At 48.4% G+C, this 14,897-nt stretch carries 11 protein-coding genes and 1 riboswitch; of the genes, 3 read left to right on the top strand and 8 right to left on the bottom strand.

From position 1 onward, the window contains the following. Window positions 1–172 precede the first annotated feature (172 nt). Window positions 173–1,555 (top strand): family 43 glycosylhydrolase, encoded by a 1,383-nt coding sequence (locus ABXR35_RS03310; RefSeq protein ID WP_367055386.1) that lies wholly within the window; start codon window positions 173–175, stop codon window positions 1,553–1,555. Between the two features lie 527 nt (window positions 1,556–2,082). Here the strand turns inward: ABXR35_RS03310 and ABXR35_RS03305 are convergent. Continuing rightward, window positions 2,083–3,063 (bottom strand): DMT family transporter, encoded by a 981-nt coding sequence (locus ABXR35_RS03305; protein ID WP_367055383.1) that lies wholly within the window; start codon window positions 3,061–3,063, stop codon window positions 2,083–2,085. A gap of 157 nt (window positions 3,064–3,220) precedes the next feature. Beyond that, window positions 3,221–3,371, bottom strand: a riboswitch (FMN riboswitch). A 544-nt stretch (window positions 3,372–3,915) separates the two neighbouring features. Between ABXR35_RS03305 and ABXR35_RS03300 the strand changes: the two genes are divergently transcribed. Then, on the top strand, window positions 3,916–4,254 hold the full coding sequence (locus ABXR35_RS03300) for a hypothetical protein (RefSeq protein WP_436669318.1): 339 nt from the start codon (window positions 3,916–3,918) through the stop codon (window positions 4,252–4,254). Between the two features lie 195 nt (window positions 4,255–4,449). Here the strand turns inward: ABXR35_RS03300 and ABXR35_RS03295 are convergent, their stop codons facing one another. The 5 genes from ABXR35_RS03295 to ABXR35_RS03275 form a co-directional block, all read right to left on the bottom strand. After that, the gene (locus ABXR35_RS03295) at window positions 4,450–5,316 is read right to left on the bottom strand and encodes a CYTH domain-containing protein (RefSeq protein WP_367055380.1); all 867 of its coding nucleotides are present in this window, start codon (window positions 5,314–5,316) and stop codon (window positions 4,450–4,452) included. 249 nt (window positions 5,317–5,565) lie between these two features. Continuing rightward, on the bottom strand, window positions 5,566–6,945 hold the full coding sequence (locus ABXR35_RS03290; RefSeq protein WP_367055377.1) for an MBL fold metallo-hydrolase: 1,380 nt from the start codon (window positions 6,943–6,945) through the stop codon (window positions 5,566–5,568). Window positions 6,946–6,952: 7 nt separating this feature from the next. Then, on the bottom strand, window positions 6,953–8,626 hold the full coding sequence (locus ABXR35_RS03285; protein WP_367055374.1) for an ABC transporter permease: 1,674 nt from the start codon (window positions 8,624–8,626) through the stop codon (window positions 6,953–6,955). Window positions 8,627–8,661: 35 nt separating this feature from the next. Beyond that, complete coding sequence (locus ABXR35_RS03280) at window positions 8,662–9,702, bottom strand: ABC transporter substrate-binding protein (protein WP_367055371.1); 1,041 nt, start codon at window positions 9,700–9,702, stop codon at window positions 8,662–8,664. Window positions 9,703–9,899: 197 nt separating this feature from the next. Beyond that, window positions 9,900–10,943, bottom strand: coding sequence for an ABC transporter ATP-binding protein (locus ABXR35_RS03275; RefSeq protein WP_367055368.1), 1,044 nt, complete (start codon window positions 10,941–10,943; stop codon window positions 9,900–9,902). Window positions 10,944–11,467: 524 nt separating this feature from the next. Here ABXR35_RS03275 and ABXR35_RS03270 point away from each other — a divergent pair. After that, complete coding sequence (locus ABXR35_RS03270; protein WP_367055365.1) at window positions 11,468–12,370, top strand: LysR family transcriptional regulator; 903 nt, start codon at window positions 11,468–11,470, stop codon at window positions 12,368–12,370. Between the two features lie 210 nt (window positions 12,371–12,580). Here ABXR35_RS03270 and ABXR35_RS03265 read toward each other — a convergent pair whose 3' ends face one another. Together ABXR35_RS03265 and ABXR35_RS03260 are read right to left on the bottom strand one after the other, a co-directional pair. Next, entirely contained in the window at window positions 12,581–13,993 is a 1,413-nt protein-coding gene (locus tag ABXR35_RS03265; RefSeq protein ID WP_367055362.1) for an MBL fold metallo-hydrolase, read from the bottom strand. A 443-nt stretch (window positions 13,994–14,436) separates the two neighbouring features. Further along, entirely contained in the window at window positions 14,437–14,682 is a 246-nt protein-coding gene (locus ABXR35_RS03260; protein ID WP_367055359.1) for a type B 50S ribosomal protein L31, read from the bottom strand. Window positions 14,683–14,897 lie beyond the last annotated feature (215 nt).

Raw genomic sequence — 14,897 nt, 5'->3', positions numbered from 1 at the left:
CTTTGCAAATGTCCAAGAGATTGTCCATCGTTCCAAAATTATGTCCTGTTTCCGCCCTCTCCGCTGCTGTACAGTCTACATGTAAGCGTTTTACAAAATCGCGAAGGGAGTCTGATCTATGCACGCATTTTATCGTAAATCATACCGACGGATAAGAAAAGGAGGTTTGCTGATGTTGCTGTGCGGATTTCTGTTAATAGGCAGTATGGGTTTGCCACAGTTGAATAGCGATGCCCATGCAGCAAGCGTGACGAATCAGTTTTACCCCGTTATTGTACAGGATGGCGCGGACCCGTGGATGTACCGGCATACCGATGGGTTTTATTATTTTACCAAAACGACGGGCAATAACGTGACCATCTGGAAATCGCCAACCATCACTGGCGTCGATGCTGGACAAAAACGCGAAATTCCAGTTACAGGTCAGGGCGTCTGGGCACCGGAAATTCATTATCTAAATGGAGCATGGTACATCTACTACGCACAGGATGATGGCGACAATGCCAATCACCGTATGTATGTGCTGCAAAACACATCTGCCGATCCGATGCAGGGCAACTGGATCAACCGGGGACAGCTAACCGATTCCACCAATCGCTGGGCAATCGACGGCACTGTCTTTCAAGTGGGTAGTCAGCTGTACACAATCTGGTCCGGCTGGGAGGGCAGTGACAATGTTAGCCAACGACTGTATATCGCCAAGCTGAGCAATCCGTGGACAATCAGCTCCCAGCGTGTAGAAATCAGTCATCCGCAATACGCATGGGAAACGAATCATCAGCCGACCGTCAACGAGGGTCCACAAGTGGTTATTCGCGGCAATACGATCAATCTGCTCTACTCCGCTAGCGGCAGTTGGACCAATGACTATTCACTCGGTCTGATCACTGCCAACACTACCGCCGATCTGCTCAATACCGCTTCGTGGAGCAAACGCAATCAGCCGGTCTTCTCTTCTGGCAATGGAATCTTTGGTCCGGGTCATGCTTCATTTACGACTTCGCCAGATGGCAAGGAAAGCTGGATCATTTACCATTCTGCTAAATATGACGGAGCGGGCTGGAATCGCGAAGTACGGGCGCAGCCTTTTCAATGGCTAGCCGATGGAACGCCATCCTTTGGCAAGCCGGTCGCCCCTAATCAACCGATCGCTTTACCGAGCGGCGAACCACAGCGCACACGGTATGAAGGCGAAAGTGCTACCTTTGGCGGCGGTGCGTATGCTTCAGCCAGCCCTACTGGCTCTGGCGGCTCCAAAGCTGGACATATTGACCTTGCGGACAGCTACGCACAGTACACGATTACAGTACCAACCAGTGGCACATATCTGCTCTCTGCACGCACAGCTAACGGTACAAGTGGGCTGGACTGGTCAACCCTGCGTTTGTCCGTGGATGGCGGTGCGGCAACGGACTTCTTCATTACGAATAAAGGTTGGGAAAACTGGGGATTATCCACGCAGCTGTTACAGTTGAGTGCGGGGAATCATACCGTTCGGTTTAGCAAAGGGAATGGATATGGGGAAATTGATTTTTTTGATGTGAGTCGATTTTAATTTTTGGGGTGAGTTTTAATTCCTGCGAGGGGGCTTTTTTGACTATTGCTTTGAAGCTTAGACCACTGCGGAAAGGAATAAGGGAACGGACTCCGGTGGAGCCGCGGGAATCTTTGGAATTGGAAGGAATGCAGATTCCCGCCCCTCCAAAGTCGTCCTTTTCCCTTATTTCCTTTCCTCCGTTCCGTGCTTGCAATTTAATATGGAGGTTGGAGCGGCACGGAATTAAAATCGTTGGGTTGGGGTAGCAGGGGTGGGTCGAGATCTTGAGGTCTTGACCTATTCTAGATATACTTCCCCTGTAACAACAATCTATTCCTACTAATCATCAAAAAGCCAAATTTCGTTAGCCTAAAGTATTGAAACTAAAATTTAACTCTTAGGGGTTACAGTGTATCATTACTAAGCTTTAATCTATTAAGTTCAAGATCTTAAATGTATGTGAATATAGTAAAAAAGCTGCACGAACCCGGTTGGGGGTGTGCAGCTTTTTGTGTGGAAAGGATGGTTATGGTTATGGGATTGCTTTATGATGTTGCGGGAACGGGGTCTTTGGCTTGGGTTGGTTGTTGTTGTTTGGAGATGGCGAATAGGACGCCCCAGATTAGGATGAAGCCTAGCAGTTGGGACCATGTGACGACTTGGTGGTAGACGATCCAGTTGATGAGGACGCCGACCATTGGGAAGCTGAGTTCTGCCAAAGTTGCTACGGATGCTTTGGTTGTAGACAGACCTTTGTAATACATGAGCAGGCTGAGCAGTCCCGGTAATAGGGCTTGACCGACCAAGTTTACAATCACGAGCAGGACGGGAATCGCACCTGCGGGCAGGCTCCAAGCTGCATTTTCGTTCAGGGTCAGGACCAGCAGCAATGGAATTGCTAAGATGAAGCGCAGCGATGTGACGGTTTCGTATTTCATTTTGCCGACCATGAGACGACCCATCACAGTAGAGCCGCCCCATAATGCAGCAGCGCCGAGTGCGAGCAGGGAACCAACTTGTGCAAAATCATTGAAATGACCGATTGGAATGGCAAAGCCAAATGTCAGCAGGTACGTACCGCCCAGTGCCAGAATGAATAGCCAGCCGAAGCCGCGTGGCAATGTTTCTTTGAGCAGTAGACGCGCCAGAATGATAGCGAATAATGGTTGCAGCTTTTGCAATAATAAGACGGCGTTCAGATCACCATGCGATAAGCCCATTGTGAACAGGACAGTGGCAATCGCCGAGCCACCCCATGACAGGAACAGCAGAGCGCCGACATGCTGCCATTTTAGACCGCGCAGCTCGTGACGGTTAATCCACAAAATCGGAGCGGCGGCGAGGAATGCTACCAGATGCTCCAACAGAACGATCTGAGTAGATGTGAATGACTCCAGCAAAATAATGCGGAACAGCGGATCGACACCCCATAGTGCTGCCCCGATAAAGACGAGCCAGAAGCCGCTTTTGACATGACGCTGCTTCGTTTCAGTAGCCGATTGAAACCGATAGTTGACATTTTCCATGATTCAAACTCCTTAGTATGATTAGAATTTGAATAGGCGATCTAATACGGAAAGCCCCTGAGCATCGGGAACCGACATTCAGGGGCTGATCAAATAAACATGTGGATATGGTATGCCCATGCAACGCATCGACAAACACACCCGTACAGGTTTATGTGTTGATCTTCTCCCATCCGGACTTTACCGTCGGCTCTGGAATTGCACCAGATCAGTCAACTGCTCCAAATGGAACAGTGAGTCGCGGGCTGCTGTCGACATCGTCAACATTTACCGCCGGTTAGGAATTTCACCTTACCCCGAAGATCTCTATTCGATTGTTCATTACGATAGCTAGTGAATATCATCATGATTCTATTTCATTAACCATGAAAGATGTTTTTGAAAGTTTCGCAAGCTAACCTTTGAATAAATCTCATTATAAAGATACTTTTAGTAACTTGCAATAGCTTTGTACATAAAAATGATAGCATTTTATTTAATTCTGATCGTTTAACTCGGTTTTATCTATATGTATAGCGTATCGTATTTCTTTATCCATTTCAAGACAGGATGATAAATCACCCCGTTTTGCGTTTCCCTTTATCATAGAAGCATCATTTCACCCCAAGAATGAAATTGAGCAGGAATGTCTTCTGCTTGCTAAACATCCCTTTTTATTTCCTCTTCCATTGTTATTAACGTGGTATTAGTGGTATGTATAACGTGCGTGTTTACGAAAATCTGGTATACAATATAGTTCCAATTTAACATTTTACATATACATGCGTTGTTAGCTTGGTGTCTGGGTATAAGATAGCGTGGGCTTTTACAGGCTTCACACCAATTACATATATTTGAAAGGGGAACAACACATTGGATTTTAACAAACCAAATCCGGACTTCACACCCGGACAAAATCCGAACTATCCTCCAGATTCCAACTATCCACCGGGCGGCTACAATCCGCGTGCTGGTGTACTGAGTGTCAAGGATTGGATGATCACCTTGCTACTGCTGGCGATTCCGATCGTCAACCTCGTTATGCTGTTCGTATGGGCATTCGGCAGCAGCACACCGCTCTCCAAATCGAACTATGCCAAAGCAGCATTGCTGTGGGCAGCGATCTGGATCGTGCTGTACATCATTTTCTTCGCGATTTTTGGCGCAGCATTCTTTGCATCGATGAGCAATATGCAGCGCGGCGGGTATTGATTTTGTAGCAACACTGTAGCAACAAGATTCGACAGAAGCAAGTATACCAAGCTTACCGGCAGGAGAGTTGGAATGAACTGGAATGTCGGTAACATGTTAGACAGACTACCCTTGACTATATTCATCACAAAAAGAAGTGCGTCTCTGCGGCGCACTTCTTTTTTGATCATTTTATTTGGTTATAGGATCCCTTTCTCAATAACGATCCAGTACAAGCTGTGTTTTCAGGGAATCCTGCGGCAACAACCAGCCCTTCGCTTGCAAATCATTCAGCAATTGCTGACGATTAACGCTAGCTTCGCTATACGAATCTGCTTTGAACGAAATTTCGGTTACTGGCTCCGTACCTGTACCGCTGGCATTGCGTACGGGCCATACTTCCACATCAATATCTACACCGTTCCAGCTGCCTTCATATTTGCTGGCAATAACCGGGCCGTAGGCGCGAGAGTTTTTCAGCTGATCCTTGCCCCAATTGGAGGATTTCCAATTTTGTAATTTACCGGGCAGCTTATCCAGCACCAGTTCCAGCGCTTTGCTCTGCGAAGGCAATACAGCGCCCGTATCGGTTGTTTTGCTGTCTTTGTCGTTGGACAGACTCAGTGTTTGTTTACCGTAGCCCCAATCTACTTCTGCCTCATAATTGGTATCATTGGCGTCAAAGCCTTCTTTGTTTGCTTGAGTCAAGGCAGCGTCAATATCGCCGTTGGTGATAGCATAGCGCTTTTTGTAGGTGATTTCGTATTTGGATTTGTCTTCTTTTTTGCGCAAACGAACATTCCAACCTTCGCCGTTCAGTTTCTGATCATTGGTATCAAAATACTCGACCGCGATCTTTTGTGGCTTGGACGGCAGGGCAAATGCGCTAGTCAATGCAGCTGTCGGTGTGTAATCCCCATTCAGTACATCCTGATCGAGTACAAACTTCACTTCATACGTTGGTGTCAGATTGGCAGCAGCATACGTATGCTCTGGCTGCACCATGATAAACGCTCCTGCCAGCATCGTTCCACTCATCCATACTGCCACTGCTTTTTTCCAGCTTCCCGTTCCTAGGTTCATCTGTTCAATCTCCCCTTATTGGTTGAAATGGTATTGCTGTTGACCTGTTTAGTGTATAAAACGGGCATTAGCGGGGAATCAACCTTTCTATGGCAGACGGTCAATTTTATACAGAATCTCTATATGGCGATCATGAATTATTCGATGAAGAACCATGAATGCACAAAAAAACACCCGCTTGCCATCAAGGCATAACGGATGCTGCTCATATATTATATTTACATTCGCCGAACATTGTCTCATTACTCACTAAAACTCCAACTGATCCGCTGGCGATAGCGAATGCACCTGCTCAAATCCCTGTTGTCGCAAATATAATGCCAGCCGATCCGTTAGGTGCTGCGGCGCATGAACCAGTACAGTCGGCGGAGCATGTAGATCATGCAGCATTTGCTCCACATCTGGCAACCCCTGATGCACCTTGTAGCCGATTCGCTCCATCTGGACATTACTTGAACCTAAATGCGCCTCGTTTAGCAGCTTTTGCCCATATGATCCTTTTGCCAGATGCCCGGTAAAAATAACCTTGTTCCGTCCATCTCTACACAGCCGCTCATAATGCTGACGCGCGATAGGTGATTGCAGCATGCCATCTGGGGTGAAAATGATTTTGCCCTGATCGCTATACTCTGCATACAACATATCTGCGGATGGTTCATCGTACATGAGCATAAGATGCCGACTATGTAGCATCTGCTGCACACGCTGTACCGCTCCATCATGTAGCCAGTCATAATTATATTGTAGCTGCTTCAATCCTTGTAGTAGCGTTGCTTCCACCAGCAATGCTACATGTGGATATTGCTCATATACCCACAGCATCAGCTCTTGTCCACGACCATAGAGAGGAACAGGCAACAATACCGAACCGCCTTGATTCAGCGTTGCATCGATATGGGATTTCAAAAGATGCAGCTTCTCACTCTGACGCTCGGGATCATCGCCATACGCCGCATCCATAATCGCCAAATCTAGATCAGGCATCAGATAACTATCCTTAGACTGTATCGCCGGCTTGGACTGTATGGCTAACGTAGATACAGAGCTGATCGCTACAGGGGATGGATATGGTACACACATCGGGCGATCTGCACGGAGTAGCTGTGACTCTGCTGTATAATCGCCGGAAAAGAATATATATTTCCCCTTCCACCCAATCGTCAGCCAGATCGAACCGGGCAAATGACCAGAACGCCCCCAGCACACCTGCATTCCCGGCATCAATTCTCCCCACTGTCCGGGCTCCATCGTATCCTCTATATAACGATACCGAATCGCTTGCTCATCCTCGTCGTCATATGGTCGCTGCACATGTCGCTGATCGGTATACTGTTTCCATGCTTGAAAATAAGACGGCAACTGCTGCACCGTCGCGCGCGTCGTCCATACGTCGCCGGTATACCCATGTCGATACAGAATCGGCAATGCGATACAGTGATCCTCATGAGCATGTGATAGAAATACCGTCTGTAATCCAGCGATCATTTGCTCCATATTATCCACTAGCGGATAATGTCCGCCGTCTTCTTTTTTCACACCGTAATCGAGTAAGATATGCTCCTGCCCCGCAGTGAGCAGATAGCTGGATCGACCGTGTTCTCCCGCACCGCCCAGTATCGTTAGCTGCATACCAGCGTCAAGGCTGTTTGCCACCAGCGACAGGCAGTGCATTCAAGATTAAGAGCAGGATCGTCGTGATGCCAACCGACACAACAGCCATTGCCATCCCCATCGACACCGCTCCCTGTTCAAATTGGGCAAAAATATACGTGGCGGACGTCTGCATCGACGGCGGGAGAATAAGCAAAGACGCGACCAGCTCACGATTGGAAATAGTAAATGTCATCATCCACCCAGCGATAATACCCGGTACGAGTAGTGGCAGCAGGATACGACGGAATACATACATCGGACGACCACCGGACATCGCTCCGGCTTGCAGCAGAATCGAATCAATCTGTCCATAATTCGCTTTGACATACTGCACTGTATACGGTAAAAACAAAATCACATACGTCAGCACGACCATCCCGTATGTATTGTACAGCGGAATCGGCATCCATGATGAGTTCCAAAATAGAATCAAACCGACCACAATCACAATGCCGGGAACCGTATTCGGCATCAGGCTGAACAGATCGATCCACTTTTGTGAGATACGGCGGCTACGATCCACCTTGAGTGCAAGGAATGTACCGATCACCACTGCAATCGTAGACGCTGCCAGCGATAGCGTAAAGCTGTTGACCAGCGCCTGCAAGCTATCCGAACCCGGCTGTAGCAGCTCTGCATAATGCGACAATGTCCAGTTGCCTGCTGCGATGCCGACACCGCGTAGCTTTAGTAGCGAGGCAGTGATTACCGAGAAATATGGAATCCCAATCGACAGCACGAGCAGCATGATAATATACATCCAGCTTATTATACCTTTCCAGCCGCTCAGACGATAACCGCTGCGGCGACTGCCTTTGCCTCCGGTCAACCGATACGAATACCGACTGCTGAGCAGGCTCTGGATATACCACATGACCAGACATGCACTCAGCAGCAGCGATGCCAGCGCCGTTGCTTTGCCAAAATCAATGGGCCAGCTAGATATGTAGGTATGAATTTCGGAGGTCATCACATAATACCCAATCCGTCGTCCGAATGTAGCAGGCGTACCGAACTCAGCAATCGTTTTGACAAAGATCAACAGTGCCCCCATCACATAGCTGGATACCAGCAGCGGCAAAATAATCCGGCGAAACCGATACCCCGGTGAACCACCATGAATGGCAGCCGCTTCCTCTGTACTACCGCTAATTTGTAGCAGCGTATTACGCAGAATCAAATATAAAAAGGGAAACAGATGCAGACTCATAATCAGCACCATTCCACCCAGACTGAAAAAGGCAGGCGTCCATGCACCCGAATTCGGCAACAGCTGCTCCATATAGCCATTTTTCTGCATAAACAGCATCCAGCCCATTGAGCCGATATACGGCGGTGTCATAAATGGAATCAGCAGCACCACATCCAGCCAGCGCATCCGTCCCAGTGCAGAGCGCGCCATAATCCATGCTAACGGCAATGCCAACAACGTCGTTAATACAATAACCAGCACACCTAGCCATAGCGAGTTGAACATCACCGTGCCCAGACTGCTGCTCGTAATGATCCGCCACGGTGCCAGCCAATCCAACTGTCCATCCTGATCCACTGCCGTACGGAAAATAAGCAGCAACGGACAAACAATCAGCACGGATAGCAGCACAAAGGCTGCCACCGTACTCCATCGTTGAAACCAATACCCTGAAGTATGTGTCATGGAGCTATCTCCTTTATTGTTAAGCAAAAGCCTGTTTATTTATACAACTCTGTAAAACGTGTCGTCACCTCAGCATCATGCTCGTCCATCCAATCCCATTTCACTGGATACGTCGGAATCTCGGACAGATTGGCGCGATTCTCCGCCTTCACATCGGTACGTCCCGGTAGCAGATATGCATCGGCAACCATCTTCTGCGCTTCATCCGACAGCAGGTAATCAATAAACTGTTTCGCCTGCTGCTCATGCTGCGTCGTCTTGATAATCGCCGCTGGACGCGGGCTGATGACGGTTCCTTCAGACGGATACACAATATCGACTGGTTCGCCGTCTGCTTTGGCTTTGTATGCCATATAATCGACGCCTGCCGCTACTACATCCTTGGCACCTGTAATGACCGGATCAAGCGCTTCCTGATTGGCACCAGCCATCGCGACGCCATTTTGCTTGTATTGCTCAAACAGCGACCAGCCGCTGTCGCCGTTAGCGCTCAGATAACCAGTAATGAAGTCTAGCGCCGAACCGGACAGGGATGGATCAGGAATGTTCACTTTATCTTTCCATTGCGAAGTTGCTAGCTCTTGCCACGATTTGGGCGGTGTTTGTACCTGCTTGGTGTTGTAAACGATGCCGAGCGCAGAAGCGCTATAGCCGAAGTAATTACCGTCCGCATCCGACCAGTCTTTGACCAGCTTGTCATGATTGGCGGCTTCTGGATACGGCAGCGTCAGCCCGTCTTTGCTCATAGACTGCATCGAAGGCAAGGACGCGAGAACAACGACGTCGACGACAGGCTTGGATTTTTCCGCTTCCATGCGAGATAGAATTTTACCGGTTGTGCCTTGGAACATTTCAACCTGAATGCCTGTTTTCGCTTCAAAGCCTGCTTCGATCTTTTTCGCTAACCCTTCTGGTCCAGCACTATACACGACGAGCGTATTGTTACTGCTGCTGGCTGCTCCACCTGCCGCATTGGTAGTTGTATTGGCCGTATTACCACAGCCTGCCAATGCAGTTCCGAGCATCGTTGTGATGGCGAGCATACTTGTTGTTTTCCACATGGTATTCCAGTTCATACGTTGATTCCTCCTGAGTTGATCCCATTGGGATAGATAGACTTGGTATTCCAGTTATGCTGATTGTTACTGATAAGATAGGTTGCTCGATTACTGAATGATTGGTTATGAAGCCGTTTGGTTGTTTGAAGATTGCTCCACTTTCTTGTCATTGGATTGTTCAATATCGGTTCGCTGTGTTACTGCCATAGGATGGTTTAGGAAATATGCTGCTTACTAGACAAGCGCACGTCTTTCATGGACGAGATTGCGGACGAAGCATCCGCCGTATCCTGTATCCGATGAATATGCTGTTCTGCAATATGCAGCTGCGCCAATTCACCGACCATCATCCGCTCCTGATGATACGCCGTCCATATTCTTCCTTCACCGGCATCTACCTCAATCTCATAACGGTCACCCATATAGCTGACCCGTTGCACCATCACCGTATAGACCTGTTCATGACTATCGCCTGTCGGCGCCCAGCGTCCATGCTCAGGGCGAAATAGCGTTTGCTCCGGCTCTAGCCAGTTGGAACGACCGATGAATCGCGCTACAAAAGGATGCTGCGGTTTTTGGTAAATGTGCTCCGCTGTTCCATGTTGCAGCACACGACCTGACTGCATCACCATGATCTCGTCCGACATGTACATTGCCTCCGTCTGGTCATGCGTCACATACAGCGCCGTCATTCCCAGCTCTCGCACCAGATTCATTAGCTCATTGCGCATATCGTCACGCAGCAACGCATCCAGCGCACTAAGCGGCTCATCAAATAAGATCAATCCCGGCTGCATCACAATTGCCCTTGCAAAAGCGACCCGCTGCTGCTGACCGCCAGACAGCTGATGCGGATGCCGCTGCTCCATACCAGTCAATCGTACCTGCTCCAGTGCATGCTGTACCTTTTCGCGGATATTGCGTTTTTGCCCGCTTGCTTTCAGACTGAAGGCGACATTTTCATACACCGTCAGATGCGGCCACAGTGCAAATTCCTGAAACACCATACCAAATTGACGGCGATGAGGAGGTAGATTCACTTTACCAGCAGCTGAGAATACCGGCTGTCCATCCACCAGAATCTCACCTCCATCTGGCGTTTCCAGTCCCGCGATCAATCGTAGCAGTGTTGTTTTGCCGCAGCCCGATGGCCCCAGCAATGTAGTAAATTTCCCAGCGGGGATGATCATATCCACCGGATTCAACGCCTGCACGCCGTCATAGCTTTTACTGACGCCGCGCAATGTAATTTCAGTCATGGGTTGTGCTCCTTTCCGTCTATCGTGCATCCCTCGTGTATGTATCGCTACCACCTTATGCAGATCAGATGGTACGCTGGATTCGGCGTATTGGATGTTATTTCTTCGCAACGTTCAACAATACAAGCCATTGCCTTTCTAGAACTGACCTTAGTATAAAAGGTGAATTTGTGCATCGTATGCGGGGAATGTAAACGAAATATCAATTTTTACTATGCTGCATTTTGACAGTCATCGAATAAATCTATGCTAGATTGAAAAAAGAACCACTTGTCGCAAGAGTAAGCATCTTTCTATACAGGTGTTTGATCTACTGAGCTTGATCTTGTTTACTAGCCCATAGATGATGCGGCTACCAGCTTCATCTTTTCTACTATCCTGTAGATGATGCGTCTACTAGTTTCATCTCGATTACCATCCTGTAGATGTTTCGTCTACTGGGCTTGCCCCTTGCCTGATCCAGCTGTACCAATATCCACATCGAAATGGTTAACGAAATTCGTACCGAGAAAAGGAGTACACCGATGAATCTAATCAAGCTACAAATTGTGGAGCTACTCAACCGTCACCAGAAAATCACTGCCGTCGCCGACGAATTGGGACTGAAACAGCCCACCGTCACTTTCCATATGAAAAGTCTAGAAAAAGAAATGGGCGTTACCTTGTTTGAATCGCGCGGTGGTAAAATTATGCTGCGTGAACCGGGCAAAGCCCTGCTTCACTATGCGGTCAAAATCAACGCACTCGCCGCCGAATCCAAGCGTATCGTGCAGGAATTCGGCGCATTGGAGCGCGGTCAGCTGCGCATTGGTGCCAGCTATGTCCCCGCAACATATCTGCTGCCCGACATCATCCATCGCTTTAGCAGCAGCCATCCCGGTGTGCAGGTATCCATCGCCGTCAAAACATCGCCCGTCACCCGTGATATGCTGATCAATCATGAGATCGATCTCGGTATTATGTTAACTGAGCCCTTTGAGCATCCTGCACTTGTAAAAGGGCTGATCGGTGAGGATCAGCTAGTCGTTATCTTCGCTCCAGATCATCCGCTAGCATTCGAACCAACCTTACATATCGACAAGCTGCAAAGCAGCCGTCTAGTCCTACACAGTAGCGATTCCAGCACACGCCAAATGAGCGACCGCTGGATGCAGGATACCGGACTGCAGCCACATCATTATGTAGAGCTTGATTCCGCCGAAGCGATCAAGCGCGCTGTCATGCTAGGTGGCTATGCTGCATTCCTATCGCGCATGGCAGTCGAAGAAGAAGTCCGCGCTGGACGATTACATATGCGTACACTGCCTGACCAGAAGCTGCGCCGATATTTGTACTACGCCTATAACAAGGAGCGCCACTATTCCGGTCTTATCCACCGCTTTGCCGAATGTCTGAACCACTATCATGAATCAACAGAACATGTATAAATAATCTGCTCGCTCTTGCTCCACATCTACTACTTCCATTCATTCAGCTTGTGTTCCCCTTCCGTAAGCATTGCCTCATTCTCATTCCCATTTTCTATTCAACCCCATGCCAAAAAGCGTACAGCTGCATCTCATGCCATGCTGTACGCTTCAAGGTATCTCGTGTTTCTCTCCACTGTCTACTCTCGATTCATCTACTATTTCATTTGTCTAAAAATATAACTGATCTTCTGGTTGCAGCGAATGCACCTGCTGAAAGCCTTCCTGCTCTAGCCGTAGTGCCAGTCCATCGGTACGCGGACGAGTCGCATGTACAAGCAAAGTACGGGGGCTTTTCAGGTCGAGTAGCATTTGCCTAACATCTGGCAGTCCCTGATGCACCTTATAGCGCACATGATGAATCTGACAGCCACGATGCTCCATATCCATCAGCAGCAATCGTCCGAATGAGCCATGCGCCAGATCACCGGTAAAAATCACCCGATTATCCGCACTCGTCGCAATACGAGTATAATGCTGCTGTGCCTTAAGCGATTGTAGCATCCCGTCATCGGTAAACAAAATCGAGCTTGGATGCTGACGAAACAGTTCCTCGCGTGAATGCTCATCCGTCAGCCGATATAGCAGTGGATGATTCAATAGCTGCCGTATTCGCTCTGCCCCATCGCTACGCAACCAGCGTGGCTCGGCTGCGAATAGCTCTAGCGCTTCCAGCAAATCCTGCTCGACCAGAATCGGAATCTGGGCAAACTGCTCACGCGCCCATAGTATCAATTCCTGTCCGCGTCCATACAATGGCACGGGTAGCAGAACCGTCCCACCGCGCTTCAGCGTTTCCTTCATATACCGGCTTAGCTGAGACAACTTGTTTCCCTGCCGATCTGTATCTACTCCATATGCCGCATCCACAATCGCCAGATCCAGATCTGGAATTTGCCCGGGCGATGGATGCGCACGCGAGATGATACGCGAATGATGCAGCGGACGATCCACTTCCAGCAGCCGCGATTCGGCACTATAATCACCGGTATAAAAGATCGTTTTGCCATACCAGTTGACCGCAACCCAGATTGAACCCGGCAAATGACCCGCACGCCCCCAGCACACTTGCAATTCGGGGCGTAACCACGTCCATTCTCCCGGTGTTGCGACATCTTCCAGATAGCGGAATTGTAAAGAGGATAGCGGCTTTCGCTCACCATCGCCGTAGACCAATCGCTGATCGTCATTCCCATACGCTACTGCACCTGCCATTTCGTTAACAGTAGGATATGACCACTCCTCTGACACCTGATCAGCAATTGCATATTGCTGCTGATTCCGATGCTCCTCATGGATACGAAGGCAAACAGGCAATTGCTTGAGCGTAGCCCGTGTTGTCCAAATATCGCCCGTATATCCATACTGCTCCAATAGCGGCAAACCGGAACTGTGATCCTCATGCGCGTGTGACAAAAAGACAGCCTGTGTTCGTGATAACATATACGTCATTTGGGCAGGAACATCATGCTCCTGTTGCAGTTCCATCCCGCAATCAAGCAGCAAATAACGGTCTTCCCGCCTCAGCAGATAACTGGATCGTCCATGCTCGCCCGCGCCGCCAAGAATCGTAAGTTCCATCATGATATTCAACTCCACCTGTTTTCACCATGCTCCGCAGAATCAACATAATATCGGTCATTCTGCTTTACATGCAATATAGGTTCAACCGTTTCCTGAACAGTATATCTGCCATGTTTGTATGCAGTGTGTGGTTAATGTAAACGCAGTATAAACTTTTGCAAAAAGAGCCTACTATTTTTAATGATACGCAGATGGTTATGTACATGCTGTTTACGAACGAAAACGTGGAAAGACCATCATGACGCGCGCCATATGGGTAAACAGACAAGGGAAACGGAGCATACTGCCATATACAGTTCAGTGCAGAAATTGCACTATCCCACTATATTTACTGATCCACAACAAAAAAAGCGTACCGCTTCTATCCGAAGATATCACGGTACGCTTTTTATGACGGTTCACAACCAGCGTGGTTGTGAAGAGAGGTTCACAAGAAATCGGTCTTATTTCAAGCCGTATTTTTTGTTGAACTTGTCTACGCGGCCACCCACGTCTGCGTTTCTTTGTTTACCAGTGTAGAACGGGTGGGAAGCAGAGCTAGTATCCACACGAATTACAGGGTAAGTGTTGCCATCTTCCCATTCCATTGTTTCGCTGGAATGTTTAGTTGTTCCGCTCAGGAATTTATATCCACAGCTTGGATCCAGGAAAATAGCCTGTTGAAATTTAGGATGTCCTTCTTTTTTCATGAGTAATCACCTTATTCCATAAAATTATTCGCACTATTCCCATTATACACCGTTGTATGGAAATGTCAAAGAAGTTCTGTTTTTTTTATCAAAAAAAATTTGGGTTCTTTGTTGTACTTGTCTTATAATAAAATCCCATGGTTCACACACCTCATGGAGCGGATTGTAAGCACCGCTACGATCGGCATATGTATTCATACGGCAAAAGGGGATTG

It is taken from the genome of Paenibacillus sp. JQZ6Y-1, assembly GCF_040719145.1.
Classification (GTDB): domain Bacteria; phylum Bacillota; class Bacilli; order Paenibacillales; family Paenibacillaceae; genus Saccharibacillus; species Saccharibacillus kandeliae.
Note: the sequence above shows the minus strand (reverse complement) of the source record. Positions and strands in the feature narration are given on the sequence as shown.

Bases quoted from the DNA above. Each gene is read 5' to 3' on its own strand.
- ABXR35_RS03310 (WP_367055386.1), top strand. From the start codon at position 173: ATGTTGCTGTGCGGATTTCTGTTAATAGGCAGTATGGGTTTGCCACAG.
- ABXR35_RS03305 (WP_367055383.1), bottom strand. From the start codon at position 3,063: ATGGAAAATGTCAACTATCGGTTTCAATCGGCTACTGAAACGAAGCAG.
- ABXR35_RS03295 (WP_367055380.1), bottom strand. From the start codon at position 5,316: ATGAACCTAGGAACGGGAAGCTGGAAAAAAGCAGTGGCAGTATGGATG.
- ABXR35_RS03290 (WP_367055377.1), bottom strand. From the start codon at position 6,945: ATGCAGCTAACGATACTGGGCGGTGCGGGAGAACACGGTCGATCCAGC.
- ABXR35_RS03285 (WP_367055374.1), bottom strand. From the start codon at position 8,626: ATGACACATACTTCAGGGTATTGGTTTCAACGATGGAGTACGGTGGCA.
- ABXR35_RS03280 (WP_367055371.1), bottom strand. From the start codon at position 9,702: ATGAACTGGAATACCATGTGGAAAACAACAAGTATGCTCGCCATCACA.
- ABXR35_RS03275 (WP_367055368.1), bottom strand. From the start codon at position 10,943: ATGACTGAAATTACATTGCGCGGCGTCAGTAAAAGCTATGACGGCGTG.
- ABXR35_RS03270 (WP_367055365.1), top strand. From the start codon at position 11,468: ATGAATCTAATCAAGCTACAAATTGTGGAGCTACTCAACCGTCACCAG.
- ABXR35_RS03265 (WP_367055362.1), bottom strand. From the start codon at position 13,993: ATGATGGAACTTACGATTCTTGGCGGCGCGGGCGAGCATGGACGATCC.
- ABXR35_RS03260 (WP_367055359.1), bottom strand. From the start codon at position 14,682: ATGAAAAAAGAAGGACATCCTAAATTTCAACAGGCTATTTTCCTGGAT.